Annotated in this window: 2 protein-coding genes; both read left to right on the forward strand. The window is 37.9% G+C overall.

The window, feature by feature from the left end; all coding sequences use genetic code 11:
• The first annotated feature begins 96 nt into the window (after positions 1–96).
• Positions 97–1,101 (forward strand): hormogonium polysaccharide biosynthesis glycosyltransferase HpsN, encoded by a 1,005-nt coding sequence (gene hpsN / locus PN499_RS12585; protein WP_272032271.1) that lies wholly within the window; start codon positions 97–99, stop codon positions 1,099–1,101.
• Between the two features lie 144 nt (positions 1,102–1,245).
• Positions 1,246–2,457: a hormogonium polysaccharide biosynthesis glycosyltransferase HpsO gene (gene hpsO / locus PN499_RS12590; RefSeq protein WP_272032273.1), complete on the forward strand. Its 1,212-nt coding sequence runs from the start codon at positions 1,246–1,248 to the stop codon at positions 2,455–2,457.
• Positions 2,458–2,548 lie beyond the last annotated feature (91 nt).

Raw genomic sequence — 2,548 nt, forward strand, 5'->3', positions numbered from 1 at the left:
CAAATAGCCATTAGCCAATAGCCATTAGCCATTAGCCATTAGCCATTAGCCATTAGCCATTAGCCATTAGCCATTAGCCATTACCAAAATATAACAATGAACCCTTACGAATTACCAATTTCCAATTATAAATTCCCCATTCCCATCTCTGTTGTCATACCAACATACAACCGCGAAGTACATTTGCGCGATACATTAGCAGATGTAGTAAAACAAAATTACCCCGATTTTGAAGTTTTAGTAGTAGATCAAACTCGCAGCCACGAAGACGAAACTCAATCCTATTTAAAAGAATTAGTAGACACAGGTAAAATCCGCTGGTTTCGAGTTGATTGGGCGAGTTTACCTGGAGCTCGAAACTATGCAGTAGAGCGTGCATTTGGGAATATAATTTTATTTATTGATGATGACGTACAATTACCAGATAGTTTCCTAGAAAATCATGCACGTAACTACTTAGAAAAACCAAATATCGGAGCAGTAGCAGGGCGAGTTTTTGATAGAATGAAATTAGATGATTCTGGGGGCGACTTAAAAATAGAATATTTGCCACCCGAAGCAATGGATGCAGGGATTGGCTGGTATCATATTGACTTAGTACATACAGTAAAACCTCAGCAAGTATTATCAGCTAGAGGCTGCAATATGTCCTTTCGTCGGGAGATTTTTAGTGAACATGGATTAAGATTTGACGAGCGATTTATGGGTAGTGCAGTGCGGGAAGAGTCGGATTTTTGTTTGAGGTTACAGGCTATAGGTTATCAAATTTGGTACGCTCCAGAGGCCTATTTAATTCACTTAGGAGAAGAGACTGGCGGCTGTCACGATATTAGTCAGCGTTCGATCAACTATCAAGTTACATTCTACCACAATCACTTCCTAATGGGGTTAAAAAATTTAACGCCTTTTCAAAATTTACGATTTTTTGCCAAGTTATTTGATTGTCACGTCTTCGGACATCCGCCTTGCTATAAAAGCGGTTCTCCGATTAAGATTATAACTCGATTATTTTTTTACATACTTGGGTTTATTAGCGCTATTTTCACATTGATTATGTCCCTTTGGACTGATGGCCAAATTTACACTAACTTACGCAATTAGTAAGCAAATTGTAAGGTGGGCGCTCGCCAACAACTATCTTCTGCTATGATTTAGAGGCTTTTTGTGGCGAGCGCCCACCCTACGTTTAATTATATCCGACTACTTAGTGGGCAAGCAACCTTGCCAATCACCTATTACTAAAAGATGAGAATCTTAGTTGTCAGTCACACCTACATTGTAGATATAAACCGTGAAAAATTCAAGATTTTAGCCAATCTAGAACCAGGTATTGAGGTGATAATTGTCGTACCGCGACGTTGGAAGCCAGGAGGAGTACAAAATCAGATTATTGAGACACAATTTTATCAAGAAGGTTCATTTAAGGTAGTACCGCTGTCAAATTTTAGTCAAAATAATCAAGCACTACTCACGTTTGGTAGGGATTTAATTAAGTTATTGCGGCAGTTTAAACCGCAAATCATCCAAGTAGAACAGGGTTCAAAATCCCTTGCCTACACTCAGTTAATTATACTCAATTATTTGCTAGGTTTGAAGGAAAAGAATATATTTTTTACTTGGTGGAATCTGCCTTATAAATTAAAATTTCCAGTTTCTTGGTTAGAAGCTTATAACCTTAAGTATACTGACGGAATTATTGCGGGAAATTTAGCTGGGTCTGAAATATTGCGTCAGCGAGGATATCAAGGGATAATTAAAGTGATGCCACAGTTAGGCGTAGATGAAAACTTATTTATGCCTGCTTATAAAAATACTGAATTGTCTAATTTATTGGAGATTAAATCTACAAATTTTGTAGTAGGATTTGTGGGTAGATTTGTAGAAGAAAAGGGTTTATTGACGCTGGCTAAGGCATTAGCTGATTTAAAAGAACATAATTGGAAATGGCTTTTAGTGGGGCGGGGAGAGTTGCGAACCCATCTAGTTGATAAAGCAATAGAATGGGGAATAAATGACAGATTAATTTGGGTAGAAAGTGTTTCTCACAATCAGGTTCCCGAATATATTAACTTAATGAACGTATTAGTATTGCCATCAGAGACGAGTTATAAGTTTAAAACTTTAACTGCTGTTGGTTGGAAAGAACAATTCGGTCATGTTTTAATTGAGGCAATGGCTTGTAAAGTTCCGGTAATTGGTTCTAATTGTGGGGAAATTCCTCATGTAATTGGGGATGCAGGGTTAGTTTTTCCAGAGGGAAATGTAGAGGCGTTGCGAGATTGTTTGATACAATTGATGGAAGTGCCGGAGTTAGCGGCGGATTTAGGGAAACGGGGTTATGAAAGGGTGATGGTTCATTATACTAATCAGGCCTTGGCTAGGCAGTTGTTAGATTTTTATCAGGAGTTGTTATACCAATTTAATATGAAGCTGCATAGAATAAGGCTTCAAGAATGAAATTGTAAGAAGATAACGAAATGATTTGTTCAGGGGTGATTTGTGCCAAAACTTGATTCAGTCGTTCGCGCAATTGAGCAAGTGTCAGAAA

The sequence above is a fragment of the Kamptonema animale CS-326 genome, assembly GCF_028330895.1.
In the GTDB taxonomy this organism is placed as follows: domain Bacteria; phylum Cyanobacteriota; class Cyanobacteriia; order Cyanobacteriales; family Microcoleaceae; genus Kamptonema; species Kamptonema formosum.

Excerpts from the sequence above, each read along its gene's own strand:
- hpsN (WP_272032271.1), top strand. The coding sequence starts at position 97 with ATGAACCCTTACGAATTACCAATTTCCAATTATAAATTCCCCATTCCC.
- hpsO (WP_272032273.1), top strand. The coding sequence starts at position 1,246 with ATGAGAATCTTAGTTGTCAGTCACACCTACATTGTAGATATAAACCGT.